Annotated in this window: 20 protein-coding genes and 1 riboswitch; of the genes, 16 read left to right on the forward strand and 4 right to left on the reverse strand. The window is 46.0% G+C overall.

From position 1 onward, the window contains the following. Positions 1 to 421: 421 nt before the first annotated feature. Entirely contained in the window at positions 422 to 844 is a 423-nt protein-coding gene (locus tag KO531_RS10450; protein ID WP_219251129.1) for a hypothetical protein, read from the forward strand. A gap of 631 nt (positions 845 to 1475) precedes the next feature. Here the strand turns inward: KO531_RS10450 and KO531_RS10455 are convergent. Beyond that, positions 1476 to 2588: an N-6 DNA methylase gene (locus KO531_RS10455; RefSeq protein WP_219251130.1), complete on the reverse strand. Its 1113-nt coding sequence runs from the start codon at positions 2586 to 2588 to the stop codon at positions 1476 to 1478. Between the two features lie 68 nt (positions 2589 to 2656). Between KO531_RS10455 and KO531_RS10460 the strand changes: the two genes are divergently transcribed. Both KO531_RS10460 and KO531_RS10465 read left to right on the forward strand, forming a co-directional pair. Continuing rightward, positions 2657 to 4354 (forward strand): hypothetical protein, encoded by a 1698-nt coding sequence (locus KO531_RS10460; protein WP_219251131.1) that lies wholly within the window; start codon positions 2657 to 2659, stop codon positions 4352 to 4354. Further along, positions 4354 to 5232 carry a hypothetical protein gene (locus tag KO531_RS10465; RefSeq protein WP_219251132.1) on the forward strand — a complete coding sequence of 293 codons (879 nt, stop codon included), beginning with the start codon at positions 4354 to 4356 and terminating at the stop codon, positions 5230 to 5232. Before KO531_RS10460 ends, KO531_RS10465 begins: the two co-directional genes overlap by 1 nt. A 372-nt stretch (positions 5233 to 5604) precedes the next feature. On the opposite strand, the gene metH is transcribed toward KO531_RS10465, so the two are convergent. Then, positions 5605 to 9339: a methionine synthase gene (gene metH / locus KO531_RS10470; protein ID WP_219251133.1), complete on the reverse strand. Its 3735-nt coding sequence runs from the start codon at positions 9337 to 9339 to the stop codon at positions 5605 to 5607. A 269-nt stretch (positions 9340 to 9608) separates the two neighbouring features. Here metH and KO531_RS10475 point away from each other — a divergent pair, with 269 nt between their 5' ends. From KO531_RS10475 to KO531_RS10520, 10 genes are all read left to right on the forward strand, one after another. After that, positions 9609 to 10334, forward strand: coding sequence for a histidine phosphatase family protein (locus KO531_RS10475; RefSeq protein ID WP_219251134.1), 726 nt, complete (start codon positions 9609 to 9611; stop codon positions 10332 to 10334). 221 nt (positions 10335 to 10555) lie between these two features. Next, a riboswitch (cobalamin riboswitch) is annotated at positions 10556 to 10749 on the forward strand. A 98-nt stretch (positions 10750 to 10847) separates the two neighbouring features. Next, a complete protein-coding gene (locus KO531_RS10480; RefSeq protein ID WP_219251135.1) occupies positions 10848 to 11729 on the forward strand; it encodes an ABC transporter ATP-binding protein in 882 nt (293 codons plus the stop codon). Continuing rightward, positions 11726 to 12856 (forward strand): iron ABC transporter permease, encoded by a 1131-nt coding sequence (locus KO531_RS10485; protein WP_219251136.1) that lies wholly within the window; start codon positions 11726 to 11728, stop codon positions 12854 to 12856. Before KO531_RS10480 ends, KO531_RS10485 begins: the two co-directional genes overlap by 4 nt. Before the next feature lie 208 nt (positions 12857 to 13064). Continuing rightward, positions 13065 to 14147, forward strand: coding sequence for a nicotinate-nucleotide--dimethylbenzimidazole phosphoribosyltransferase (gene cobT / locus KO531_RS10490; protein WP_105251613.1), 1083 nt, complete (start codon positions 13065 to 13067; stop codon positions 14145 to 14147). Between the two features lie 106 nt (positions 14148 to 14253). Further along, positions 14254 to 15042: an adenosylcobinamide-GDP ribazoletransferase gene (locus KO531_RS10495; RefSeq protein ID WP_028759425.1), complete on the forward strand. Its 789-nt coding sequence runs from the start codon at positions 14254 to 14256 to the stop codon at positions 15040 to 15042. Next, positions 15039 to 15665: a bifunctional adenosylcobinamide kinase/adenosylcobinamide-phosphate guanylyltransferase gene (cobU, locus tag KO531_RS10500; protein ID WP_168822674.1), complete on the forward strand. Its 627-nt coding sequence runs from the start codon at positions 15039 to 15041 to the stop codon at positions 15663 to 15665. Before KO531_RS10495 ends, cobU begins: the two co-directional genes overlap by 4 nt. Positions 15666 to 15770: 105 nt before the next feature. Continuing rightward, on the forward strand, positions 15771 to 17405 hold the full coding sequence (locus tag KO531_RS10505; RefSeq protein ID WP_219251137.1) for a cobyric acid synthase: 1635 nt from the start codon (positions 15771 to 15773) through the stop codon (positions 17403 to 17405). A gap of 44 nt (positions 17406 to 17449) precedes the next feature. Continuing rightward, the gene (cobO, locus tag KO531_RS10510) at positions 17450 to 18073 is read left to right on the forward strand and encodes a cob(I)yrinic acid a,c-diamide adenosyltransferase (RefSeq protein ID WP_006085878.1); all 624 of its coding nucleotides are present in this window, start codon (positions 17450 to 17452) and stop codon (positions 18071 to 18073) included. A gap of 216 nt (positions 18074 to 18289) precedes the next feature. After that, positions 18290 to 19324, forward strand: a complete 1035-nt coding sequence (locus KO531_RS10515; RefSeq protein WP_219251138.1) for a DUF2235 domain-containing protein — start codon at positions 18290 to 18292, stop codon at positions 19322 to 19324. Between the two features lie 76 nt (positions 19325 to 19400). After that, complete coding sequence (locus KO531_RS10520) at positions 19401 to 20228, forward strand: cobalamin-binding protein (RefSeq protein WP_219251139.1); 828 nt, start codon at positions 19401 to 19403, stop codon at positions 20226 to 20228. A gap of 62 nt (positions 20229 to 20290) precedes the next feature. On the opposite strand, the gene KO531_RS10525 is transcribed toward KO531_RS10520, so the two are convergent. Together KO531_RS10525 and KO531_RS10530 are read right to left on the reverse strand one after the other, a co-directional pair. Continuing rightward, positions 20291 to 21682, reverse strand: a complete 1392-nt coding sequence (locus KO531_RS10525) for an NAD-dependent succinate-semialdehyde dehydrogenase (protein WP_219251140.1) — start codon at positions 21680 to 21682, stop codon at positions 20291 to 20293. 225 nt (positions 21683 to 21907) lie between these two features. Further along, positions 21908 to 23026 (reverse strand): glycerol dehydrogenase, encoded by a 1119-nt coding sequence (locus tag KO531_RS10530; protein WP_219251141.1) that lies wholly within the window; start codon positions 23024 to 23026, stop codon positions 21908 to 21910. 471 nt (positions 23027 to 23497) lie between these two features. Here KO531_RS10530 and KO531_RS10535 point away from each other — a divergent pair, with 471 nt between their 5' ends. The 3 genes from KO531_RS10535 (at position 23498) to KO531_RS10545 (ending at position 24914) form a co-directional block, all read left to right on the forward strand. Further along, the gene (locus KO531_RS10535) at positions 23498 to 24013 is read left to right on the forward strand and encodes an ATP-binding protein (protein WP_105251620.1); all 516 of its coding nucleotides are present in this window, start codon (positions 23498 to 23500) and stop codon (positions 24011 to 24013) included. 29 nt (positions 24014 to 24042) lie between these two features. Next, entirely contained in the window at positions 24043 to 24438 is a 396-nt protein-coding gene (locus KO531_RS10540; RefSeq protein ID WP_028759277.1) for a GNAT family N-acetyltransferase, read from the forward strand. Between the two features lie 92 nt (positions 24439 to 24530). After that, entirely contained in the window at positions 24531 to 24914 is a 384-nt protein-coding gene (locus tag KO531_RS10545; protein ID WP_219251142.1) for an MAPEG family protein, read from the forward strand. Positions 24915 to 24921 lie beyond the last annotated feature (7 nt).

Raw genomic sequence — 24921 nt, forward strand, 5'->3', positions numbered from 1 at the left:
TATGCTTGTTGCCATAGTGCTCAGTGGCATTGTGCTCAATGTTCAACAGTGGACGTTTTGAGCTGGTACGACCTTGTTTTGATTGATGGCTTGGCTGACGGATGTTGGCGAAGTGCGGTAGCAATGGGGAAGCTTTGTCGAACGACAAAGTTGAAACGTTTTGATAGTGCTGGTTTGCTTTGTGTCGCGAATTGGCAATGTTATCTCTGCCAATTATCAGTGTAGCTAATTGCCTGCCGCAGGCTTTTGCACTGTTACACCAGTGACACGCCGTAAATACATCCCTGTAGGCTCTACTAAAACATCCATGTTTTAGAAGGTCACTGGTGCAACAATGCCAGTTCGGGTGTAGCCCTTAGCATTTATGTTCTCCGATTAAAAAATAACAATTCAGAATAGTAATGGACTTTGGAAGTTAGGGATGAAATCAGTTTTACAAATTACGTTAGGGATCTTGTTAGCGGGTTTGGTCACTTTATTAGTGCGAATTGGCTATTTGAGTTATGTCGAATACCGCCTGACACAAGGGCTTAATGAGTTTGCTATGCAACAAAAGCAAACGGAACTTGCTCGCCAGCAGGCTGCGAAAGATCGCCAGCTTGCTGAGTATCAGATTCAGCAAGAGTTACAGCAAAATGCGGCTGAAAAATCCAGACTAGCCAAGCAAAGCGAGGCCACGCGATTACGCAAAGCCGAAGCATGGCGCAAGTATTATCTTGTCCCCGAAGACTGTAAAAACTTTAAGTCCGACGAACACATGGTCAACTGCATCAACCACAAAGCCGATGCAAAAGCAGAATTTGATAGAGCGTACGATTCAGGGGAATTGGTACTTCCGAAATAAAGTAGTCGATATTTTTACCATAAATCAAGGTCGTGGGTCTTCCACCCACACCCGACCAAGGAGGACTGCTCGTCCTATCCTCCTTGGATGCTCCAAGACGCCCCTAGCGAAGTTACATGCATTAGTTACTGGCCTAGCGCTTATTCGAAAATCACTGACGCGTCCGATGGTACATCCTGTCCCCCGAAAGCTAGCTCGGCATCGATGCCTCGCTCACGTGATTTTCTTCAACGCCCGTCGGCAACTTCGCAGGGTATTGGTGAATAGGGTGTTAAATTTTATTTGTAATATTTTTATGAGATGAAAGTTATTACATAGTGAATGTGGATTTATATTATTCCACTATGAATTAAATCGTAAATATATAAGTGTTCTTTGTTTCACTACGAAGAAGAGTTAGGGGCAGTAGGTATTGTTTTGTTGCTAATAAATTTACTCATAGCTTTAAGTTTATTAGCATTGCATGAACTTGGATGGTTTATATTAAATTTATTTTTATAGTGATTCTCAATATATTTATCTAACTCATTGTCGGTGTTTGAAATTAGTAATTATTTTTTGTTATATTCTACAAGGCGGTGGTTGACTTTGATATGATTAGCATGGCTTATTTAACATTACGCCATGCTTGTTACATGTTTTCATTAATAAATTTTGAAATATTTTTAATTGATATGTGTTTAGCACACGTCCCTTTTGCATTTTTTACTAACCATTGTTCTTTTTTATACCTCCATATAGTTATAAATTTATTACTATCAATGTTGTTACTAAACCTTATTGCAATGATGCAGTCACTAATTATTATTCTTCCCGAGTTTAAGTAAGTGGTTTTTCCAACATCTCTACCTACTCGGTTTATTAATATATCACCTGCTATTGCGTATGAATGTTTATTTGATTCGTTGATGCTTTCATCGAAACTCAAAATTGAAAGATCTTTTATTTTAACTGATGTGTGGTAAAAATCTTCATTTAATTTTCGGCATTCTTTACTTGAGTTTTTTCCTCTGAATATTTTGAATTTTATATTTTTTGTTGGCATGAAGTTTTCATATAAATTTTTTACTTCATTTCTCTCGCTCTGTATTTCGCTATCAGAAAAATAGTAGTGTGTATAGTTGTACTGTTCAGCTTTTGGTTTTGAGTTTTTTATATTTACTATAAAAGTTTTAGCTTCTGTTTTTTTGAAGCTTCTATGCTTACACTCTACTAAGTTAACTAGTGTGAATTTTGAAAAAATATAACTTCTAAATCTTGCCAGTCTGTCAGAGTTGATGATTACATCAGGTACAATTATTGACAGTGTTGCCCCGTACTTTAATATATTTAAATTTAATATTAAAAAAACAATTTCCATTCTAATCGTTTTTTGATTGGAAAATATTTTAGATAGCTCATCATCAAACAAATATGTTATTTTTTCATTTATGTTAACTTGCGCAAATGGGGGGTTGCAGATAGCTAAGTCAAATTTTTTATTTTTGATTTCAGTGCTTAAATGTAATGCGTCAGCGCAAATGTGCGTAAATTTTGGATACTTCAGTTTTAAGTACTGAACATTCTTAGGGTCAATATCAACTGTGAAAAAGTCAATATCACAGCTATGTGCCAGTATGGCATCTATAAGAGCGCCTTCACCAGCGCTGAGCTCAATGCATGTTTTGACATTTTTTAAGTCGATAAGTGATGCTAGTAGATCACTTATCGGTTTAGACGTATAGTATTGATTTAACTCAGGCACTTTATATGCTAATCTCAAAATTGTAAATTTTACAGCTTAGCACCTAAAAGGTAAAGGACTAGTTTAGTATGGATGAACAACACAATATACTGTCTTTTCTGGATAGCAGTGAGTATGAGGAGCGCGCTGACTACTTAAGTGATGCTGAGCTTGAAGAATGGACTGCAACAAGCTCACATTTTAACAATATCCAAAGAAAACTTATACAGGTGGGGGCAAAGTTAATTGTAGGCCCTAGAGGCACTGGTAAGACTCATCAGATGAAATGTGCTTATCTAGCATGCAAAACAAATGATACCTATCCCTTGGCTTTATACGTCACATTTAACCACTATTTAAGGTTGGAAACATATTTACACAATGAGTCCAATGCCTTGGATATTTTCCATTGTTGGGTTTTAGCAAAAATATCTTTAGCTTGTATAAAAGATTGTGATGTATCATTCGGTGATGATGAACTATCAGTTTCAAAGCTTGAAAAGTTTGTTGTTGATATAGAAAGAAATAAATATTCGAATGAATATGCTTATATTATATCAAGATTAAATATAAGAGAAACTCAAGAGTTAATCAATAATGCATTAGATTTAAAAAATAGGAAAAGAGCTGTTTTACTTCTTGATGATGCAGCATTGACATTAACTCACGATTATATGGTTGAATTTTTTGAAATATTCCGAAGTATAAAATCAGTAAAAATATCTCCTAAAGCTTCAGTTTATCCAGGCACAACGCAGTATGGCCCTCGTTTCCATGTTGGACAGGATGCTGAAAAAGTTTCAATTTGGATGAATGTACAAGACTCTGATTATTTAAGCTTTATGGGAGCTATTATCAATCAAAGGTTTAATCAGAGACTTAATGAACTGGATAGTGATATTAAGGAATTGTTAATGTTTGCAGCATTTGGAATTCCAAGAACATATATAACACTTATAAGATCTTTTGTTGAATCAGATAAAAAAAGTACTCAAGCAAAGTTCAATGAAGTAATTCAGGAAAAATGTAGAAATATATTGACAGAGTATAATTCTATTTCTGAAAAAATAAAGCAGTATAAAAACATCATTAATATTGGTGAGAAATTTTTAAATGAGATTATTGCTGCCTTAAAAGAGCTTAACTATAAATATATTGATGAAAATGGTGATGAGTATAAAAAAGTAATTACCATAGGTATTGAAGACATTGATGAGCGAGCTGAGAGAATGATCAAGTTTCTTGTTGAAGCAGGCTTATTGTATGAACAAGATATGATTTCTCATGGTTCCGAAAGAAAAATAAGAAGATTCGTTCCACATTTGGCTTTACTTATTAAGGAGCGTATCTTTGTTAAGAATAGAGGATTTAATAGTAAAGGTTTGTTAAATATATTGGTTGGACCTTCTGAAAAACATCCATTACGAAGAAAGTTTAATAGATTGTTACCTGAGTCAACCATCAATAGAATAAAGCTTGATCTACCACCCTGTAATACATGTGGGACAGGACGGATATCAGATGGTCAAAAGTTCTGCCATATATGTGGTAATCCGTTAGTTGATAGTTCCATTTTTAAAGAGTGTATGGCTAAAAAATTGTCAGAATTACCATTTACGGACTTTCAGCATAAGGTTATAAATTTTTCAAAATATAAAACTATTGAGGATGTACTTGTATCAGATGATACAATCGCCGAGTTGAAAAAAGTTAATAGGGTCGGCCCTGCTTATGCTGAAAAAATTGTAAATAAAATTAATGCTTGGACAAACGAGTTTTTATACTAATGGCTAAGGCAGAATTTAAGTTCCCAATCTCTGGAGAGCGTTCTACATCTAGGATTCGTTCATATGGTTTTTTTGACTCGACTTATGTAGAACCTGACTTGTCGCCGATCGATCTATTTAATAATAATATGACGACTTATTTGAAATTGTTAGGTTGTTTTATTCTTGATACAGAGAGTATGCGGCATGTTTCTTTGGTTGGTGAAGGTAAAGATGAGTGGAATAAACTTAGTAATTTAGTTTTGCTTGGGTTTATATCATCAGTAGAAAGCTATTGTCGGTGTTTAATTCGAAAGCTTTTACTCGTAGATCTAGAGTCAAAACGTCAAAGTTATTCTTGTCTATTAACATATGGTGCTGCACTTCATCACGATAGAGTATTGTTGCCAGAGGCATTAATTGAAGATGCCTCTTTTTCTTGCGCAAAAAATATAAAAGAAACTATTAAATCCGTTACGGGTATTAACCTTAATAATTTGCAAAAATTTCCAGCATTATCTTCGGCTTTTGATAATTTCGATTTTGTTTGTCAACTTAGACACTGTGTTGTTCACAGATCAGGGTTGTTAGGTTCAAAAAATGCACTTGCACTGGGTTTTGATGAATTTCGCTCTTACTTAGAAAAACCTATTAAACTAGATTTTTCTGTTATTCAAGAGGCTGCAACAGTATGCAACACATTAGTTAAAGAGCTTAATGATAAATTATTTTCTGATATTTTAGTTAGAAGTACTTCTTTTATAAATTGGAATGGTGACTTAAGAACTGATAAGGTGAATTTCGATCCATATTTTTTTATATTCTCTCCTATTTCGGAACATGGGAAACGTGTAGAGAGTTATAGAGCTTTTATAGCTGCTTGTAATATTAAAGTTTAAATACGAGTAGTAATTTTAAATATAAGACAGGCATCGCTCTTTCAATGCGAAAAGTTAACTCTAATCTCATAGAAGTTCACCGATCCCCTGCGAAGTTGCTGAAGGGCGTTGAAGAAAATAGCGTGACGCAGACAGGACGTCTGCGTAGCTTTCGGGGGGAAGGGACGCCCCATCGGAAGCGTTAGCTATTTTCGAATAAGCACGAAGCCACTAATCAATGCATGTAACTTCGCTAGGGGCGTCTTGGAGAATCCAAGGAGGATAGGACGAGCAGTCCTCCTTGGTCGGGTGTGGGGTGAAGCCCCACGACTTTAACGCTTAATTCAAACGAAGTTTGAAAGTTTAAGCCCTGCGGGTGATTGCAGATCCCAATCACTCGGGATCATAATCTAACACTGGCGCCAGCCACTTCTCCGTTTCTGCGACAGTCATCCCTTTACGCTTGGCATAATCTTCCACTTGATCGCGCCCGATGTTAGTCACGCCAAAGTAGCGGGATTTCGGGTGGGCGAAATACCAGCCCGATACTGCCGCTGTGGGGAACATGGCGTAGCTTTCGGTGATGTTTAAGTCGATGGTTTCATCGGGCTTGAGCAAGTCCCATAACAAGCCTTTTTCTGTATGATCTGGGCATGCTGGGTAACCCGGTGCGGGGCGTATACCTTTGTATTTCTCGCGGATTAAGGCTTCGTTGCTTAACTGCTCGTCGGCCGCATAACCCCAAAACTCTTTACGTACCCGCTCGTGCATCCGCTCGGCAAAGGCTTCGGCTAAACGGTCTGCTAAGCACTTGAGCATGATGGCGTTGTAGTCGTCGTGGTTGGCTTCAAAACGTGCCACATGTTCGTCTATGCCGTGGCCTGTAGTCACCGCAAAGCCGCCCATGTAATCGGCGATGCCTGAGTCTTTTGGCGCAACAAAGTCAGATAGACAGAAGTTGTCGTTACCGACACGCTCAAGCTGCATCCGCAGGTGATGTGTGGTCATTTCGACTGTGGTGCGCGACTCATCCGTATACAGCTCAATGTCGTCGTAATTGACGGTATTGGCAGGGAATAAGCCGATAACCGCTTTTGCCGTGAGCCACTTTTCTTCGATGATTTGTTTGAGCATGGCCTGACCATCGGCGAACAGCTTTTGCGCTTCTTCACCGACCACTTTATCGGTGAGGATTTCAGGGTAATGGCCGTGCAGTTCCCACGAGCGGAAAAACGGTGTCCAGTCGATACGCTCGACTAAATCTTCTAACGGATAATTATCAAACACTTGGCGACCGAGCACGTTTGGCGTGAACGGGGTGTAGTTGGCCCAATCGTGTTGGCAGCGGTTTTCACGGGCCGCTTCGAGTGACACTATCTCTTTGCGCTTGGCTTGGGATAAACGCTTAGTGCGCATGTCGTCGTATTCGGCATAGGCTTCGTCTATGGTCGCTTGGCGTGTCTCGTTGTTGATGAGCTTACTCACCATAGGCACGGCGCGGGAGGCATCGGCGATATAAATGGCGCCATGGGGATAATGGGGCGCAATCTTCACCGCTGTATGGATTTTAGAGCAAGTCGCGCCGCCGATAATCGCCGGAATGGTTAAGCCTTCGCGGTGGAAGGTTTTCACGTTATGCACCATCTCGTCCAGACTTGGAGTGATGAGCCCCGACATGCCGATGATATCGATATTGTGTTCTTTTACGGCGTCGAGTATTCGCTCCACCGACACCATAACGCCTAAATCGAATACCTCAAAACCGTTACAGGCGAGCACCACGCCGACGATATTTTTACCTATATCGTGCACGTCGCCTTTTACTGTCACCATCAAGATCTTGCCGTTCGATTGGCCTTCGACCTTTTCCAGCTCGATATAAGGGTTTAAGTAAGCCACGGCTTTTTTCATTACCCGCGCCGATTTCACCACCTGCGGCAGGAACATCTTGCCCGAGCCGAACAAGTCGCCGACCACGTTCATGCCGTCCATCAAGGCGCCTTCAATCACATCCAGTGGACGTTTCGCTTCTTGGCGAGCGGCTTCGGTATCTTCATCGATAAATTCGGTAATGCCTTTGACGAGCGCATGGGATAAGCGTTGACTCACTGGCCAGCTGCGCCATTCTAAATCTTCTTTCTTACCCACCTGTGCGCCATCACCGCGGAATTTCTCTGCAATTTCAAGTAACTGCTCGGTATTGCTCGAGCCTTCAACTGGGCAGGGCAAGTTAAGCACTACGTTTTCGACCCGCACTTTAAGCTCAGGATCGATATCGTCGTAAATGGCTAACTGACCCGCGTTGACAATGCCCATATCCATGCCGACTTTGATGGCGTGGTACAGGAATACCGCGTGAATCGCTTCGCGCACTGGGTTGTTACCGCGGAACGAGAACGACACGTTCGATACGCCGCCCGAAATCATTGCGTGGGGCAGGGTGGCCTTAATTGCTTTAATGGCATCAATAAAATCGACGGCATAGTTGTCGTGTTCATCGATACCCGTGGCGATAGCGAAAATGTTCGGGTCGAAGATGATGTCTTCGGGCGGAAAGCCGACCTTATCGACCAACACCCGATAAGCGCGGGTACAAATTTCGATTTTACGCGCTTTAGTGTCGGCCTGACCCTGTTCGTCGAACGCCATGATAATGGCCGCCGCGCCGTAGCGTTTCACTAAGGTGGCTTGCTCGATAAACTTGGCTTCGCCTTCTTTAAGGGAAATCGAGTTAACTATGCCCTTGCCTTGAATACATTTGAGGCCAGCTTCGATCACTTCCCACTTAGAGGAGTCGATCATAATCGGTACGCGGCTGATGTCGGGCTCAGAGGCTATTAAGTTTAAAAACTTGTGCATGATCTCGGCGCCATCGAGCATGCCTTCGTCCATGTTGATGTCGATGATTTGCGCGCCGCTTTCGACCTGCTCGCGGGCGACATCGAGCGCTTGCTCAAACTTGCCTTCTTTGATCAGCTTTAAAAACTTAGCCGAGCCTGTGACGTTGGTGCGCTCACCCACGTTAACGAACAGGGATTGGGCGTCGATAGTCAGTGGTTCCAAACCGGCCAAGCGGCAAGCGACCGGAATGTCCGGCAAAATACGTGGATCGTGACGGCTCACTGCTTCGCGGATCACGCGGATATGTTCAGGCGTACTACCACAACAACCACCGATAATATTGAGCATGCCTTCGCGCGCCCAATCTTCGATCACATTCGCCATGTCTTCTGGCGTTTCATCGTAACCGCCAAACTCGTTCGGCAGGCCAGCATTCGGATGCGCCGACACATAACACTCACTGATGCGGGATAATTCTTCGACGTACGGGCGCAGCTCTTTTGGCCCAAGTGCACAGTTAAGACCGATAGATAAGGGCTTGATATGGCGAAGGGAATTGTAAAAGGCTTCGGTCGTTTGGCCAGTCAGTGTGCGGCCAGAGGCATCGGTAATGGTGCCCGAAATCATGATCGGCAATCTGTCTTTAGAATGCTGACCAAATAAGTCATCGAATACGGATTCAATCGCAAACAGTGCGGCTTTGGCGTTTAAGGTATCGAATATGGTCTCGACCATAATGATATCCGCGCCGCCTTCAATCAGCGCCTTAGTGGATTCTTTGTAAGCAGTCACTAACTCATCGAAGCTGACGTTGCGATAGCCAGGGTCGTTCACATCAGGGCTAATCGAACACGTACGGTTAGTGGGGCCTAACACACCGGCGACGTAGCGTGGAATGCCTGTGGCAGCAAAGGCTTCATCACAGGCTTCACGGGCGAGGCGCGCGCCGACTAAGTTAATTTCGGCGGACAGTGACTGCATGTCGTAATCGGCCATGGCGATGGTGGTGGCGTTAAAGGTGTTGGTTTCAATGATGTCGGCACCGGCGTTTAAGTAGTCGGTGTGAATTTGTTTGATGATGTGAGGCTGTGACAAGACCAAGAGGTCGTTGTTACCTTTGACATCCGTGTGCCAATCTTTAAAGCGTTCGCCGCGATAGTCCTCTTCTTCCAGCTTGTAGCCTTGGATCATAGTGCCCATTGCACCGTCTAAGATCAGAATGCGCTCTGCAAGCTGTTTGCGAATGTCTGCTAATATTTGGCTGGCTTTGGTTGAGGGTATCGTCATAAATAGTTACCTTAAATACAGCTAAGTTAAGTCCAAAAATCGGCCATTGTTATGCTAAGTGCATTTTATTGTCGTCAGCCGACATTTTTTGAATACTTGTTCTTAAAAATTTGTTTTGGACATTTAAACGTATAGACGTCCATAATACGCGACTTATGATTGTCAGGGCAAGATGAAAGTCAAAGGCATTAGGAGCGAGAATCGAGAATCAAGAATTTAGGCCCTCGGCTTGAGTTCCTAGCATCTAGTCCCTAACTAAAAAGGCATATATGAAACAAGTTCGATTGTTATTGTTGCGCCACGGTGAGTGTGAAGGCGGCGCTATCTTGCGGGGTCGTGTGGATGTGCCTTTAAGCAAAAAGGGTTGGCAACAAATGTCGGCAGCAGTTGAGTCACAGGCCAGCGTGTGTAGCGCGATTTATAGCTCGACTTCACGCCGCTGCGCCGATTTTGCCCACGCTTTCGCCGCCGAGCTGCATTCGACGGCAGCACTGATATCTGAGTCAAGGCCATTACAGGCGCAGTGTTTGTCGGGTTTACAGGAAATTGATTTTGGTGATTGGGATGGTTGTCGGCTCGATGAACTGTATCAACAAGAGGGCGAACACTTAGCGGCGTATTGGCAAAATCCTTGGCAAACTCCGCCGCCTAATGGTGAAACTATGGCAAGTTTTGAGTCGCGGGTGAATGGGACGATTGACCAGATACTCGCCGCTGAGTTTGAACGATTGACCCTTGACTCACATAAAATGGGTAATGAAAACAGTGCCATTAATGAAAACGCTGACAATATGCCAGCCACTCAAGTGTGGGTCGTGAGCCACGGCGGGGTGATCCGTCACTTAATGGCGCGTGCCCTAGGGGTTGAACGGGCGGTGGGGTTTTATAGTCAACTCGATTTACCCGTGGCGGCCGTGGTGACTATTAATGTGCTGCAAGATGAACAGGGTGCCTGCTATTGGCGTTTAGATTGGCCGAGTGGGCGCAGGTGTTGAGGCCTTATTTCACGACCTAGGCGATATGGTGTAGGCGTGATTGTTTGGCGAGAATAAGCTGACATGAAAATATTCTGATTTAAACAGCATTGCCTAATGGGATAGATGTAGGATAATGCTTTTCCCTGACGTTTGAACGAGATAGCGTATTACATGCGCAATGAGTGATAACGTCGCAGAAATAGGTGTTGGGAATAGACTCTCTTTGTTCGAATCGCTCCGTTGTTTTAATTCACAGTGGCGTTGTTAACAAAGAGCATATCAACCCAAACATAATAGGGAATCGGGGAGCTGCTCGTCAGTCAGCCCGAACTGTGCCCGCAACTGTGAGTAGTTTAAAGAAGCGCCTAGATTCTAGAGCCTAGCTCCTTCTTTTCTACAAGTCAGGAGACCTGCCTATTTCTGTTATCGCTGCGTGCAGCCTTAGTTCTCGAGCGGGTGACTCGAGGGAGCAGATGACAATATGCACAACCTTTTTTATACAGGTTTGGACTCGATAGGAGCGCCGCTTAGGTGAAACTTTCCGCAATCCAAACTAACAGCCCCGTGAATGACAGTGACACTAACCCATCATTGGGCCCGTCAGTCGCGCTCAATGTGAGTCATTTGAGCTGGTGTATCGATGGCAAAACCATACTTTCCGATATTAACTTTACGCTGCCAACGGGGCAGATGCTGGGGCTGATTGGCCCTAACGGTGCGGGCAAGTCTAGCTTGTTGCGCTGTTTGTATCGGTTTGTTCGCCCGACTCAGGGCAAAATTACCCTTTTTGATCAAGATATTGAGCGCTTGTCGCCCAAGGCGTTTGCCTGTCGCGTTGCCGTAGTGCAGCAGGATACACCGCACTATTTTGACCTCACCACAGAGCAATTGGTCAGTATGGGCTTAACGCCCCACAAGGGTATGTTCGATACCAATTCGAGCTGTGATATTGAGCGTATTGCTAAGGCTTTAGAGAAAGTCGGCTTGAGCCATAAGATGCACCAACAATATGAGCACTTATCTGGCGGTGAAAAGCAACGCGCCTTGATTGCCCGCGCCATAGTGCAGCAGCCGCAGCTTTTAATCCTCGATGAGCCAACGAACCACCTCGATGTGCGCTATCAAATTCAAATCCTCGAATTGGTGCGTAGCCTTGGCATCAGCGTGATTGCCTCTATTCATGATCTTAATTTAGCCAGTGCCCTGTGCGACAGTTTGCTGTTGATCCATAACGGGGACGTCAGCGCTATGGGGACGCCAACCGAAGTATTAACCGAGGCGCGAATTGGCGATGTGTTTGGCGTGTGTGCTCAGGTATCGCCCCATCCACAACATAAAAAGCCCTTAATCAGCTATTTTTATGGTTATCACCATGTAGATCATGGCCTGAATGAGCGAGGCGAGGGCGGATGACTCTGGGGAGTAAAAAATATTTCATCTCATATTTGGGGCGTATCGTGACACCGTTGACGAGACAACAACTGATGCTGCTCGTATTAGGTATCATCACTTTGATAACGCCTATTGCCGCGACGAGTTTTGGTGCGGCGAACATCAGTTTTACGGATGTTATTCAAGTATTTATCAATAAAGCGACGAACCTCACTCAAGCCAATGGTATGACTGAGCGCATTGTGATGGAGCTCAGGTTGCCGCGCATTTTACTGGCTTTTGTGGCGGGAGCGGGTTTGTCACTGGCGGGCAGTGTGTTGCAAACCGTGACTCGCAATCCGCTCGCCGATCCCTATTTGTTTGGCATTAGCTCTGGCGCGTCCTTTGGCGCTGTGGTGATGTTGACCTTATTCACTGGCTCTGGATTTTTTGATAATGCGGGCATGGCGGCACATTCTGGGCTTTTTAGCGGTTCGGGTGCCTTGTCTGGTTTGCTTTGGTTTAGCCTGCCCTTGGGCGCTTTTATTGGCGCCAGTTTGTCGGTACTGATAGTGCTTGCCTTGTCTGGGCTTGGGCTCAATAGCCAAGTGGAGCGCATGTTGCTCTCTGGTGTGGCGACCTCCTTTATGTTCGGCGCATTAACGAGTCTGCTGCTGTATTTCGCCAGTCCGCAGGCGACAGCCTCTGTGCTGTTTTGGAGTTTAGGCAGTTTCGCTAAGGCCAGTTGGTCCTTGTTAGTACTGCCGACACTGGTGATTGGTGCGAGTTTATTCATTATTTTAGGCATGAAACGGCAGATCATGGCGTTGCAGGCGGGGGATGAAACGGCGCATACCTTAGGGGTGAATGTGCCTAAGCTGCGGCTCAATATGTTGCTGCTCTGCTCCTTGATTACCGCTATTTTGGTGGCTACCTGTGGCGGTATCGGTTTTGTCGGGTTAATGATCCCCCATACAGTGCGTATGCTATTCCCCGGTCGTCAGCCGATTTTATTAACGGCGCTGGTGGGCGGCTTATTTATGGTGTGGATTGATGTATTAGCGCGCTGTTTATTGGGTAATCAAGAGTTGCCCGTGGGCATTATCACGGCCGCCATAGGTAGTATGTTCTTTTTGCTGATTTTGCGTAAGCGTAGGGTCATGCCGTAAATACAAGGTCATGCCGTAGGCACCTAGTCAGGACGTAAACCCAGAGTTAAGTCGTCATCCTAGAGTCATGTCGTAAGTGCAGGCTGGCGGGATAATCAGTATTTCTGTTGATATCCCACCCGCGATTGGAAATGCACAATTGGACATGTTCGTCATAGACGCGGGATGCGTTGTGGTTATTTAATGTAGATTACAAAGTGGAGTGTGGATGTCTCAGTCAGCCGTGTCTTTTCAAATAAGCCCTGTGAGTAAAGCGCAGGATCTGGTGATTCTGCAGAAAATTGATCTTAAGACTAAGCCGCCCGGTGCCTTAGGTCAGCTCGAATCCTTAGCCTTGCAGATTGCCCGCGTGCAAGCGACTGATTTGCAACAAACGGAGCAGCCACAAACGGATGTGCTCAAAATAGTCCATCCAACCATGTTAGTGTTTGCGGGGGATCATGGCATTGCCGCAGAAGGTGTGTCGATTGCCCCTAGCGAAGTGACTCACCAAATGGTGCAAAACTTTGCCCATGGCGGCGCGGCGATTAACGTTTTTTGTCGGCAGGTGGGCTTTAAGCTCGAAGTGATCGATTGCGGTATTTTAACGCCAGTTGAAGGGGTTGAAGGCATTATTGATCAACGTCTTGGTGCTGGAACGGGTGCAATCCATTTAGAGCCCGCAATGGCGCTTGAAACCGTCGATAAAGGCTTTGCTATGGCGCGCGATTTGATTGAACGTCACCATCAAGCGGGTTGTAACTTAGTCGCCTTTGGTGAAATGGGCATAGGCAATACCTCCTCTGCTGCGGCTATTATGGCGGCGATTATGCAGCTGGATGTGATTGATTGTGTCGGCCGTGGTACGGGCATTAATAGCGAAACCTTAGAACGTAAACTGATGCTGATTGAGCTCGCGTTATTGCTGCATCAAAGCGCCTTAACTGGGCCTAAGTCAGTGTTAGCTTGCCTAGGAGGTTTTGAAATTGTGCAGATGACGGGTGCTATGTTAGCTGCCGCTGAACGTAAAATGCTGGTGGTCGTGGACGGTTTTATCGCGACAGCGGCGGCATTAGTCGCGGTGCAAATCGCCCCTAATGTGCGTGATTATTTGATTTTTGCCCATCAATCCGATGAGCAAGGGCATCTGCGAATGTTAGAATTTTTGCAGGCTAAACCTTTATTATCCCTAGGGCTGAGATTAGGCGAAGGTACGGGGGCGGCCTTGGCATTGCCGCTTATTCAAGCCTCAGTAAATTTTTACAATCAAATGGCGAGTTTTAGTGATGCGGGGATTGAGGCTGTTGTATGATGTGCTCTGCTAAGTCGCTTATTTTACTTATTTAAAATAATAGCCTTTTAGCCAACCGTTTTAATTTTAAACCTTGCAGCAAGTGTGAATTCACTAAGGATGCTTTATGTCAGAACGCGAAAGCTGGCACAAAGAGATAGATTTATTTTTAGTTGCCATGGGCTATTTTACCCGCATTCCTATGCCTAAGTGGGTCGAAGTCGATAGCGATAAGTTGAATAAGGCCAGCCGTTATTTCGGTCTCGTCGGTCTTCTGGTCGGTTTGTTAAGCGCCATAGTGTTTTGGCTGACGCAGAACTGGCTCCCCGCTGGCGTTTCTGTTCTTTTAGCTATGTTGGTTGGCGTCTTGCTCACGGGCGGATTCCATGAGGATGGCCTCGCCGATACCTTCGACGGTTTTGGCGGGGGTTGGACGGCTGAAGACAAGCTGCGGATCATGAAAGACTCGCGCCTTGGCAGTTATGGTGCACTGGCGCTGATGTTGGCCCTGCTGCTGAAATGGCAGTTGCTAGTCGAGTTGGCCCTGTACGATCCTGTCGTGGCGGGTTCAGCACTTATCGTCGCGCATACTGTGAGCCGTGTGGTATCAGCCAGTATCATTTTTAGCGAAAAGTATGTCCGCGATGACGAGACCAGTAAGTCTAAGCCGCTATCGCAACATCAAGGCATTAATGAGCTGCTTATCCTGATCGCCAGTGGCGTATTAGTGCTGTTATTCCTCAAGGGGTTAGCGGCATTGTCATTGCTATTGGTGATGATAGGACTGCGCCGTTTGATCATAGTGATCTTTAGACGCCAGATTGGCGGTTACACGGGTGATACCTTAGGCGCGGCGCAGCAAATATCTGAAATCGTGTGTTATTTTGTATTGCTCGTTGTGGGTAACATACTGTGATCCACCTCGTCCTAGGCGGCGCCCGTAGCGGTAAGAGTCGCTACGGCGAAGCCTTAGTGCGTCAGTACACTGCGCTTGGCTTCGATGCTTGCTATGTGGCGACGGCGCAGGCGCTAGATGATGAAATGGCGACACGTATCGCCAAGCATCAAGCGGGACGAGCGGACGATGGTATCGAATGGCAATTGTTTGAAGAGTCGCTCGCCCTCACTGCACTGCTAAAACGGTTAGCAAAACCTGGGCGAGTGATTTTAGTAGACTGTTTAACCCTTTGGCTAACGAATCAATTACTTGCATCGAACCTTAACATCGATGATGAACCCGCGCCGACTGAGTGGAATGCGACTGACTTTGCCACTTCCACCTTTGCCGTTTCAACCTCTGACGATAAAGCTCATGCGAGTTGGCAGGCCGAGAAAACCGCTTTTGTGGATTCCCTCGTCGAGCTTGAGGGAGTGGTGATTTTGATCAGTAACGAAGTCGGTTCTGGCATAGTGCCCTTAGGTGAGTTGAGCCGACAATTTGTCGATGAAGCGGGCTGGTTAAATCAAGCCGTGGCGACCTTAGCGGACAATGTCACCTTAGTGGTTGCGGGTTTACCCTTAGCATTGAAACCACTTTAGACTTTGTGCTCAGTCCACGTTTTAAGCTTAAGTTGCATACTTAAGTGATTTTTAGACTGAACTGTTATGTTAATGACTGCAAACTAGAATAAGCCTTTTAAACCTATGTCCTCTCCAAACACAGACAACACAGCCTGTGCTAATGCACTCGATACCGCTGACACACCTGTAGTTAATACGCCCGCAATTAATACGCTTGCGGTTAATTCGCCTCGGCGCGCGGCAGTCTTGATGGTGCAGGGCACTACATCCGATGCGGGCAAGAGCACATTAGTCGCAGGCATTTGTCGTTTGCTCGCTCGTCAGGGGATTAAGGTTGCGCCCTTTAAGCCGCAAAATATGGCGCTCAATAGCGCTGTCACTATTGATGGCGGCGAGATTGGCCGCGCACAGGCCTTGCAAGCCGTGGCCTGTTATCTTGAGCCCCATACCGATTTTAATCCCATTCTGCTTAAACCAAGCTCGGACACGGGCGCGCAAATTATTGTTCATGGCAAAGCCCTGACGACACTCGAAGCCTCGGCCTTTTTTGGGCCTAAATCTAAGGATTACAAGGCAATGGCGCTTGGCGCTGTGCTGGAGTCCTTCGAGCGATTGACGGCCCAGTATCAAACCATAGTGGTTGAAGGCGCGGGTAGTCCAGCGGAGATCAATCTGCGTGAAGGTGATATTGCCAACATGGGATTTGCCGAAGCTGTGGATTGCCCTGTGATTATCATTGCCGATATTGATAAAGGTGGCGTATTTGCCCATTTGGTCGGGACCTTGGCCTTGTTATCAGAATCCGAACAGGCGCGGGTAAAGGGCTTTGTGATCAACCGTTTCCGTGGTGATATTAGCCTGTTGCAATCAGGGCTCGATTGGCTTGAAGCTTATACGAGCAAGCCTGTTTTAGGTGTGTTGCCTTATCTGCATGATTTACATCTCGATGCCGAAGATGCGCTGATAAGCTCGCCGACTAAAGGCGCTAACAGCCGCTTAAAAGTGCGGGTATTAGTGTACCCAGGGATCAGTAATCATACGGATTTTGATCCGCTGCGGCTGCATCCCGATATCGATTTTGACTATGTGTCATTGCAAACCCAAGCTGCGAGTCACGCCACTCATTTGCCCGCCGCCGATGTATTGATCTTGCCCGGCAGTAAGAATGTGCGCGCCGATTTGGCCTTTTTACGCCAGCAAGGCTGGGATAAAGATATTGCCACTCACTTGCGTTACGGAGGCAAAGTGCTTGGTATTTGCGGCGGTTACCAAATGTTAGGTCAAAGCATTGCCGATCCCCTAGGCATTGAAGACAGTGCGGGTGATACCGCAGGACTTGGCTACCTGCCGCTGAGCACAGAACTCAAAGCCGAAAAACAGTTACGGCGAGTGAGCGGTGAGCTAACGTTACTTGGGCAAAAGGTTGCAGTGAAGGGCTATGAAATCCACTGCGGTGAATCAAGCTATCTTATCCCTAGGCTTGAACAAACGAATGCGCCCTTGCAGTTAATCCCTGAATCCACATCTGTGAGCTTTGCCGATGGCCTGCAAAGCGATGACGGGCAAATCTTAGGTACTTATTTACATGGGCTGTTTGATAGCCCAGATGCGTGTCAGTTGATTTTGCGCTGGGCAGGATTAAACGATGCTAAGGCGATAGATATCAATCAAATACGTGAGCAGCAACTCGATCGTTTAGCCGATGTGTTAGCCGAGCATTTAGACATGCAAAAATTACAGCCAATTTTAGAAGCATAAGTTTTAGAAGCAGACATTTTTAGCAGCAGAGTGAAGAGAAGACCATGACAGCACAGAACGACAACGAACAAGCGCAAATCAAGGCCGAACGCCACAAGGCTCGTCAACAGAAAGTGAAAGCAGGTGTGGATGCTAAAATTGCCGCCGCCCAAGAGGAGAAGGGGATTCTGCTGGTGTTAACCGGTAACGGTAAAGGCAAATCGACCTCAGGTTTTGGCACTGTGGCCCGCGCCGTCGGTCACGGTAAAAAAGCCGCGGTAGTGCAATTTATCAAAGGCACTTGGGAGTGCGGTGAGCGCAATTTACTCGAAGGTGCAGGGGTTGAGTTTCATGTAATGGGCACAGGTTTTACCTGGGAAACCCAAGATAAAGAAAAAGATACCGCCGCCGCTGTACTCGCTTGGGAAGCCGCCGAAAAGTTGCTGCAAGATGAGAGCATAGATTGCCTGATGCTCGATGAACTCACCTATATGGTGAGCTATCACTATTTAGATGTGGAACGTGTGCTTAGCGCACTTAAAAATCGTCCACCGATGCAGCATGTGATTATTACGGGCCGGGCTTGTCATCGGGCGATTATCGAATTAGCCGATACTGTCAGCGAAGTGCAGCCGTTGAAACACGCCTTCGAAGCGGGTATCAAGGCACAGCAAGGTTTTGACTACTAATCGAACCTTGTAAAAGTCGGCGCATAAGTGACGCAGCATTGTTGGTTACAATGTTAAGTAAGACGCGCGAATGGCTTTAGCACAGGCATAAAATGCGCTAAGTTTGAGGACGAGTAACTGCCTATTAGCAACTAGCAACTAGTGACAATTTGTTGTTAGCTACTATGGGTTAGCCTCTAGCCGTTCAGTGTTCAAAGCGTTCTCAAGGATGATCCTATGAATAAGCGTATCGTGATTTGTGCCGATGGGACTTGGAATCGGCCGGAGAAAGATCTTAAGGTCGATTTCCCCACCAATGTGCTGCGCCTCGCGCGGGCTATCAGCCCGATAGCGGCTGATGGTAAACCCCAGCAGGTATTTTATGACTGGGGCGTGGGTTCCTATTACGATCAAACCATCGGGGGCGTAACAGGGCGCGGTTTACATAAAAACATCATGGATGGGTATCGCTACATAGTGCAAAACTATTCCCCCGGTGATGAGATTTATCTCTTTGGCTTTAGCCGCGGTGCTTACACTGTGCGTTGCTTGTGTGGTTTGATTAATAACTGCGGCATACTTAAACGCCCCGATGCGGCGTTGATTCAACAAGCTTTCGACCACTATAAAAAAAGCAGTGCGCCCTTTGCGCCTGATGGTGAAAAATCCCTCGAATTTAGAGCGAGATACAGTCATGAATCACGGGAAATCAAGTTTGTTGGTGTGTGGGATACCGTGGGTGCTATGGGGATCCCTATTTCATTTTTAGGCTTGTTCGAAGATAAAGACGAGTTTTACGACACTAAAATTGGCCGCAATGTGCGCGTTGCCCGTCATGCCTTAGCCATAGATGAACATCGCAGTGATTTTGAGCCGACTATTTGGCAACTACGCGACAATATGGACATGCAGCAAGTGTGGTTTGCGGGCGCCCATAGCAATATTGGTGGCAGTTATAAACCCGATAAAGACGGTTCATTGTTGTCGGATATTGCACTGTTGTGGATGATATCCGAGGCGCAGAAATTTAATTTAAGCCTAGAGCCACACTTAGCCGCGAGTGTGCATCCAAATCCGCTCGCGACCTTACATAACTCGAGACGCAGTTTTTATCGGATAAAACAGGAATATTTGCGACCACTCGACCCTGAGCAAGTCCCAGTACTTTTGCATCATTCGGTGAAGGCCCGCTGGGATCAAGATCCTCAGTATCGCCCCAAGAATCTACAAACTTATATCGAACACTATGGCTGGCCAGAGCAGCTAGTTTAACTCTATAACCCCAAGTGACCTGAAGAGACTACGCCTGCATCTTCAGGCGGTTTGGGGATAAATACTAAGGCATATCATGATTAAGCGACACTTAGCTGGACTCGTTTTTGGGCTCAGTCTGTTTCTTCCCCATAGCGTATTGGCCGAGCCCGCTAAACGCATTATTGCGCTCTCGCCCCACGCGGTAGAAATGCTTTATGCCATAGGCGCGGGCGATACGATTGTGGCCGCAACCGATTATGCGGATTATCCTGAGGCTGCAAAAAAGATCCCGCGTATTGGCGGTTACTATGGCATTCAAATGGAGCGGGTACTAGAGCTTAATCCCGATCTGATTGTGGTGTGGGATTCGGGTAATAAAGCCGAAGATATCAACCAGCTTAGGACGTTAGGATTTAATCTTTATGGTAGCGATCCTAAAACCTTAGAAGGCGTCGCCAAGGAGCTTGAAGAGTTAGGCCAACTTACGGGGCATGTTGAAGAAGCAAGCAAGGCTGCGGCCGCTTATCGCGCTGAGCTTATCCGATTGCGGGTTGAAAATGCTAAAAAATCAGAACCTAAGGTATTTTATCAACTCTGGTCTACCCCCTTGATGACAGTCTCTAAAAACAGTTGGATCCAAGAGATTATGAGTGTGTGCCATGGACAAAATGTGTTTTACGATGCCGATAGCGATTATCCGCAGGTGAGTTTAGAAAATGTGTTACTGACTTTACCGGATGTGATTTTACAAAGTGAAGAGGAAGGCAATGTGAAAGGGGTTGATTGGCGCCAATGGCCAGAAATTCCTGCCGTTAAAAATCAGCATATTTATCAACTCAATGCCGATTTATTGCACCGTGCAACGACCAGAGCATTACTTGGCGTTCAAGCCTTATGTGATGCCTTGGATAAAGCACGTTAAATAAAACGCCTTACAGATTATTCCGTCAGGCGTTTAGTCTGATGCCACTATTTTCTAAGCGTTTAGAAAGGTGCGTTGATATCAACCACATTAATCAGCTTGTGGTTTACAAACTCTTTCAATCCTAAATCGATCAACTCGCGGCCATAACCTGAGCGGCGAACCCCACCAAAGGGTAAGTCGGCCTTGACCATAGTTGGATGATTGACAAACATCATGCCTGTGGAAACCTGCTTAGCGACCGCGAGCCCGCGTTGGGTATCGGCGGTAAACACTGAGCCACCCAATCCAAAAGGCGAGTCATTGGCGATGGCAATCGCTGCTTGCTCATCTTTCACCCTGTGGATGCTGGACACTGGGCCAAAGAATTCCCAATAGTAGGCTGGGTTATCTGGCGTCAGGTTTGTCAGTATTGTTGGCTGCACAAAGGCGCCTTGCTGCGGCACTTTTGGCCCCACTTCGGTCGCGGTTGCGCCGTGTTTTACGGCATCACGGATCTTCTGCTTCAACTCATCGGCTGCACCTTGGGAAGACAGCGGTGCCAGCGTAGTGGCCGAGTCCATAGGATCGCCTGCTTTTAGCGCTTCGATCCCCTTGATATAACCCTTCATAAATTCATCGTAAATGGCTTCAACTAAGATCATCCGCTTAGATGATGTACAGACCTGTCCCGCGTTCCAGTGACGGCCAAACACAGCCCAGTCGATGGTTTTAGGCAGATCGGCATCTTCAAGTACGATAAAGGCATCTGCGCCACCCAGTTCTAGGGTGGATTTTTTCAGTGCCTTACCCGCCAGTGCGGCAATGATCGATCCCGCATCTTCTGATCCTGTGAGCGCAACACCATGCACTTTGGGCGAATTGATGATCTTTTCTATCTGCTCTCGGGTGGCATACAGATTTTGGAATGCACCAGAGGGCAGTCCGGCATCGCGCATTAAGCCTTCAAAGGCCGCTGCGCACTGGGGCACGTTGGATGCATGTTTGAGTAGTAAGGTATTTCCGGCGGCAAGCTGCGGCGCTAAGATGCGCGCAATTTGGTAGTAGGGAAAGTTCCAAGGTTCGATAGCCAATAATACGCCCAGCGGTTCGTTAACCAGTATCGCTTCACCTTCGGCGGGATCGGCAACCGGCAGTTTTTGCGGTGCCAGCAGTCGCTCGGCATGTTCGGCGTAGTATTCGAAAATTTGCGCCGACAGTTCTACTTCAGCTTCGGCTTCTGCTGTTACTTTGCCCATTTCTAAGGTCAGTAGATTGGCGTATTTGGATTTATTGTCTCTGAGGATCTTCGCTGTCTTAGACAGTATTGCAGCCTTGTCGGCAAAGGGAGTGGTTCGCCAGCTTAAAAATGCCTGATGGGCGGATTCTATCGCCTGTGTGACTTCGGTATCTGTTGCATTTGGAAATTCTTTAATGAGCTTTCCCGTAAAGGGATTGGTTGTTGCATAAGCCATATGTGCCTCCAAGCGTTTAACAAATAGAGCGTAAATGCCAGCTTTGGCATCGAGGGTGGAAATGTCTTGTTTGTTGTGGACTCCCTTGCCATTGATTATGTGGCAAGGAAGCCTAGGATGAACGGTAAACTCGTGTGGCAGTAGGAACTATCTAGGAGTAATTAATAAATTAAATCAAATGCATAGTTGATTCCTGCCTACGGTATACACGTCATGTTGTTACGGTTAACAAGCTTCAGTTGTTTTATAGCGTTCAGCCATGGCATTGGCGGCTATCATGGCTTGATAGACATCATCTGCGGTTAATTTCATCGGCATATTGCCCATAGTATCGCCCTCAGCACAGGCTATCTCAGCCACTTTGCGCCACTCGGCCTCGATAAAGGTTTTCAGCCCTAAATCTGCGAGTGTGAGCGGCAGTCCTGCCGTTTTGATGATGTGGATAACGTTATCGATTTCGGCTTTGGGGGCATTTTCGAGCACGAGCTGAGTTAGCAGCCCAAAGACGACTTTCTCGCCGTGCTGAGCTTTATGTAACTCAGCCACCGCTGACATACCATTGTTTACGGCATGGGCGGCGGCTAACCCGCCCGCTTCTGCACCAACACCACTGAGATAGATGGTGGCTTCAATGGTTTGCTCTAGCGCAGGTGTGACTATTTTGTTTTTAACGGCGTCCATAGCAGCTTCAACATTTTCAGTTAGTAACTGATAACAAAGTTGGGCCAATCCCAGCCCTGTGCGGGAAGGCTTTTTCAGGACTAGGTTGACGCCATCTGATTGATAGCAGGCACGAGCTTCAAAATAGGTTGCCAGTGCATCGCCTATGCCTGCCGCAAAAAATCGGGCCGGAGCCGCGGCGATAATAGCAGTGTCGGCAACGACAGCATCTGGGTTCTGTGGCAGAAACAGATAGCGTTCAAACTCACCTGTTTCGGAGTAGATCACTGCAAGTGCAGTACAAGGCGCATCGGTTGAAGCAATTGTGGGGTACAAGATGACAGGCCGTTTTTGATAGAAAGCGACGGCTTTGGCGGCATCTAAGGTTTTTCCACCGCCAACTCCAACAATAACGTTGGTATGATGCTGTTCTGCTAGCGCGCCTAAGCGCTTTATCTCGGCTTCGCTGCACTCATAGTTGAATTTTTCGAGGTGGCTGCTGATCCCATTTTGATCTAGCCCAGCGACCGCTTCATTCTTCACGCGGCTGAGGATAAATTCATCGCAGATGATAAAAGCATTGTCACCAAAGTCCTTAATATAATCATGCATTTGAGCTAATAGGCCCTTGCCGATAATGAATTTTTTAGGGGAAGTGACGGTACGTGGAACGACAGTGCTCATAGAGCCTCCTTTGCACTTATGACGGTTATCCTTTCATTCTTACCCTAGCATACGCCTAAATTAATGTCATAGCATGAATGGTGGCAATGTTTTTATTGCTAAGCGTAAATTACTACTTTAGTGCTTAATTGTTAGATTAATAATGTGGTTTATTGTTTTATTCTTCGAGTTAAATGCTTTGGTTTCTCCCTGATTTAAGGCAAGGATAGGGCGCAGAGAGCGAGGCGATCTAAGCGGGCGAAGAGATGTAATATCTCAAAAAAAGCTAACGGTGGAATGCGTAAATAGCGGTAAACGTCTGCTGTCTAAACACTGCATAGTCATTAATGTAATGGAATTTTATTACCTTAAACTCGTCCCAAGTCTTGCTCGGTGTTCATGCTTTATGTGATGCTCTGTACAGTCGTTCATTGGTGTCATAGCGAGTGAAATCGTCGGCTGAGATAAAAGACCAGTAATCAAGGAGTGAAGATGACACAGCAGAATGCGTTAGGACAATTGGTCAGTAAAGGTACGTTAATATTCTTTTGTGGCAAAATGGGCTCAGGTAAATCAACCTTATCGCGACAACTTTCTGAGGCCGAAAACTGTATTTTAATCTCGGAAGACGCATGGCTGGCGGCGCTATACCCCGATGAAATTAAAGATTTTGATACTTACTTGAGCTATTCCGCTCGCCTTAAGCCTTTGCTTAAAAAGCATGTGCAGGAACTGCTCTGTTCGGGTGTTTCTGTGGTCATGGACTTTCCCGCGAATACTATCAATCAGCGCCTGTGGTTTCGAAGCATTTTTACTGATTGCGCCGCCCATAAACTTATTTATCTTAATCACAGCGATGCGCTTTGTTTGAGTCAACTCGATAAACGCAGACAAAGCCACCCTGAGCGCGCTATGTTCGATACCGAGGCGATGTTCTGGCATGTGAGCGGTTATTTTCAGCCGCCGACTCTGGATGAAGGCTTTGAGCTTGAGGTGATAGAAAGATAAGTTCGTGAATAAAAACAATAGGAAATATTATGTACCAAGTGCTTGAAGGCGTTGTGTCTGCCAATGATTTTGTTCGCTTACGACAGATTTCAGGCTTAAGCCCTAGACCATTGGAGGGCGCAATTAAGGCCTTGCCAAGGAGTTTATATGGCGTGCAAATAAAGCTCGCCGAGCAGACTGTGGGTATGGGGCGTGTGGTTGGTGACGGCGCGCTCAACTTCGAAATTGTCGATATTGCAGTGGATCCTGAGCATCAAGGTAAGGGATTAGGGCGGCTTATTATGCAGCACATCATGGCTTATCTAGATCGTGAGGCTTTTGAGGGCGCGTATATTACCCTGATGGCCGATGTGCCTGAACTTTATGAAAAGTTTGGTTTTAAATTTAGTCGTCCCGCAAGTGAAGGCATGTATATGGTGAAATAACGCCGCTAACCAATACACTTGTAACTTAGGCACTTATAGCTGTAGAACTCAAACAGTAGAACTTAAAACAACAATCAAAGGAAGATTACCCCATGAATACCTTACTTATTTGCTTATTTGTCGCCATGTTATTGCCATATCTTGCGAAAGGTCCAGTGGCTTGGGCGATGGCAAAGGCGGGTGGTTACGATAATAATCATCCCCGTGCTCAGCAGGCGCAGCTCACTGGTTTTGGCGCTCGCGCTTTAGCGGGACATCAAAATGCCTTTGAATCATTGCTGGTGTTTGGCCTAGCCGTATTAGTGGTGATTGCTACCGGCAAAATAAATTCCACCACTGAGTGGCTGGCAATCGTCCATGTAGGCGCCCGCTTTGTGTATCACATCCTCTATCTTGCCAACAAAGGCACCTTAAGATCCCTCACATGGTTTGTTGCCATCTTCAGTGCTTTCGGGATTTTCTTTCAGGCTTTTTAAGCTTGGA

It is taken from the genome of Shewanella sp. NKUCC06_TVS, assembly GCF_019345515.1.
Taxonomy (GTDB): domain Bacteria; phylum Pseudomonadota; class Gammaproteobacteria; order Enterobacterales; family Shewanellaceae; genus Shewanella; species Shewanella oncorhynchi.

What these genes read in the sequence shown, in the direction of transcription:
- KO531_RS10535 (WP_105251620.1), top strand. Translation starts at nt 23,498, where the DNA reads ATGACACAGCAGAATGCGTTAGGACAATTGGTCAGTAAAGGTACGTTA.
- KO531_RS10505 (WP_219251137.1), top strand. Translation starts at nt 15,771, where the DNA reads ATGTCCTCTCCAAACACAGACAACACAGCCTGTGCTAATGCACTCGAT.
- KO531_RS10495 (WP_028759425.1), top strand. Translation starts at nt 14,254, where the DNA reads ATGTCAGAACGCGAAAGCTGGCACAAAGAGATAGATTTATTTTTAGTT.
- KO531_RS10465 (WP_219251132.1), top strand. Translation starts at nt 4,354, where the DNA reads ATGGCTAAGGCAGAATTTAAGTTCCCAATCTCTGGAGAGCGTTCTACA.
- KO531_RS10485 (WP_219251136.1), top strand. Translation starts at nt 11,726, where the DNA reads ATGACTCTGGGGAGTAAAAAATATTTCATCTCATATTTGGGGCGTATC.
- cobO (WP_006085878.1), top strand. Translation starts at nt 17,450, where the DNA reads ATGACAGCACAGAACGACAACGAACAAGCGCAAATCAAGGCCGAACGC.
- metH (WP_219251133.1), bottom strand. Translation starts at nt 9,339, where the DNA reads ATGACGATACCCTCAACCAAAGCCAGCCAAATATTAGCAGACATTCGC.
- cobT (WP_105251613.1), top strand. Translation starts at nt 13,065, where the DNA reads ATGTCTCAGTCAGCCGTGTCTTTTCAAATAAGCCCTGTGAGTAAAGCG.
- KO531_RS10530 (WP_219251141.1), bottom strand. Translation starts at nt 23,026, where the DNA reads ATGAGCACTGTCGTTCCACGTACCGTCACTTCCCCTAAAAAATTCATT.
- KO531_RS10515 (WP_219251138.1), top strand. Translation starts at nt 18,290, where the DNA reads ATGAATAAGCGTATCGTGATTTGTGCCGATGGGACTTGGAATCGGCCG.
- KO531_RS10460 (WP_219251131.1), top strand. Translation starts at nt 2,657, where the DNA reads ATGGATGAACAACACAATATACTGTCTTTTCTGGATAGCAGTGAGTAT.
- KO531_RS10520 (WP_219251139.1), top strand. Translation starts at nt 19,401, where the DNA reads ATGATTAAGCGACACTTAGCTGGACTCGTTTTTGGGCTCAGTCTGTTT.
- KO531_RS10545 (WP_219251142.1), top strand. Translation starts at nt 24,531, where the DNA reads ATGAATACCTTACTTATTTGCTTATTTGTCGCCATGTTATTGCCATAT.
- KO531_RS10525 (WP_219251140.1), bottom strand. Translation starts at nt 21,682, where the DNA reads ATGGCTTATGCAACAACCAATCCCTTTACGGGAAAGCTCATTAAAGAA.
- KO531_RS10450 (WP_219251129.1), top strand. Translation starts at nt 422, where the DNA reads ATGAAATCAGTTTTACAAATTACGTTAGGGATCTTGTTAGCGGGTTTG.
- KO531_RS10540 (WP_028759277.1), top strand. Translation starts at nt 24,043, where the DNA reads ATGTACCAAGTGCTTGAAGGCGTTGTGTCTGCCAATGATTTTGTTCGC.
- KO531_RS10475 (WP_219251134.1), top strand. Translation starts at nt 9,609, where the DNA reads ATGAAACAAGTTCGATTGTTATTGTTGCGCCACGGTGAGTGTGAAGGC.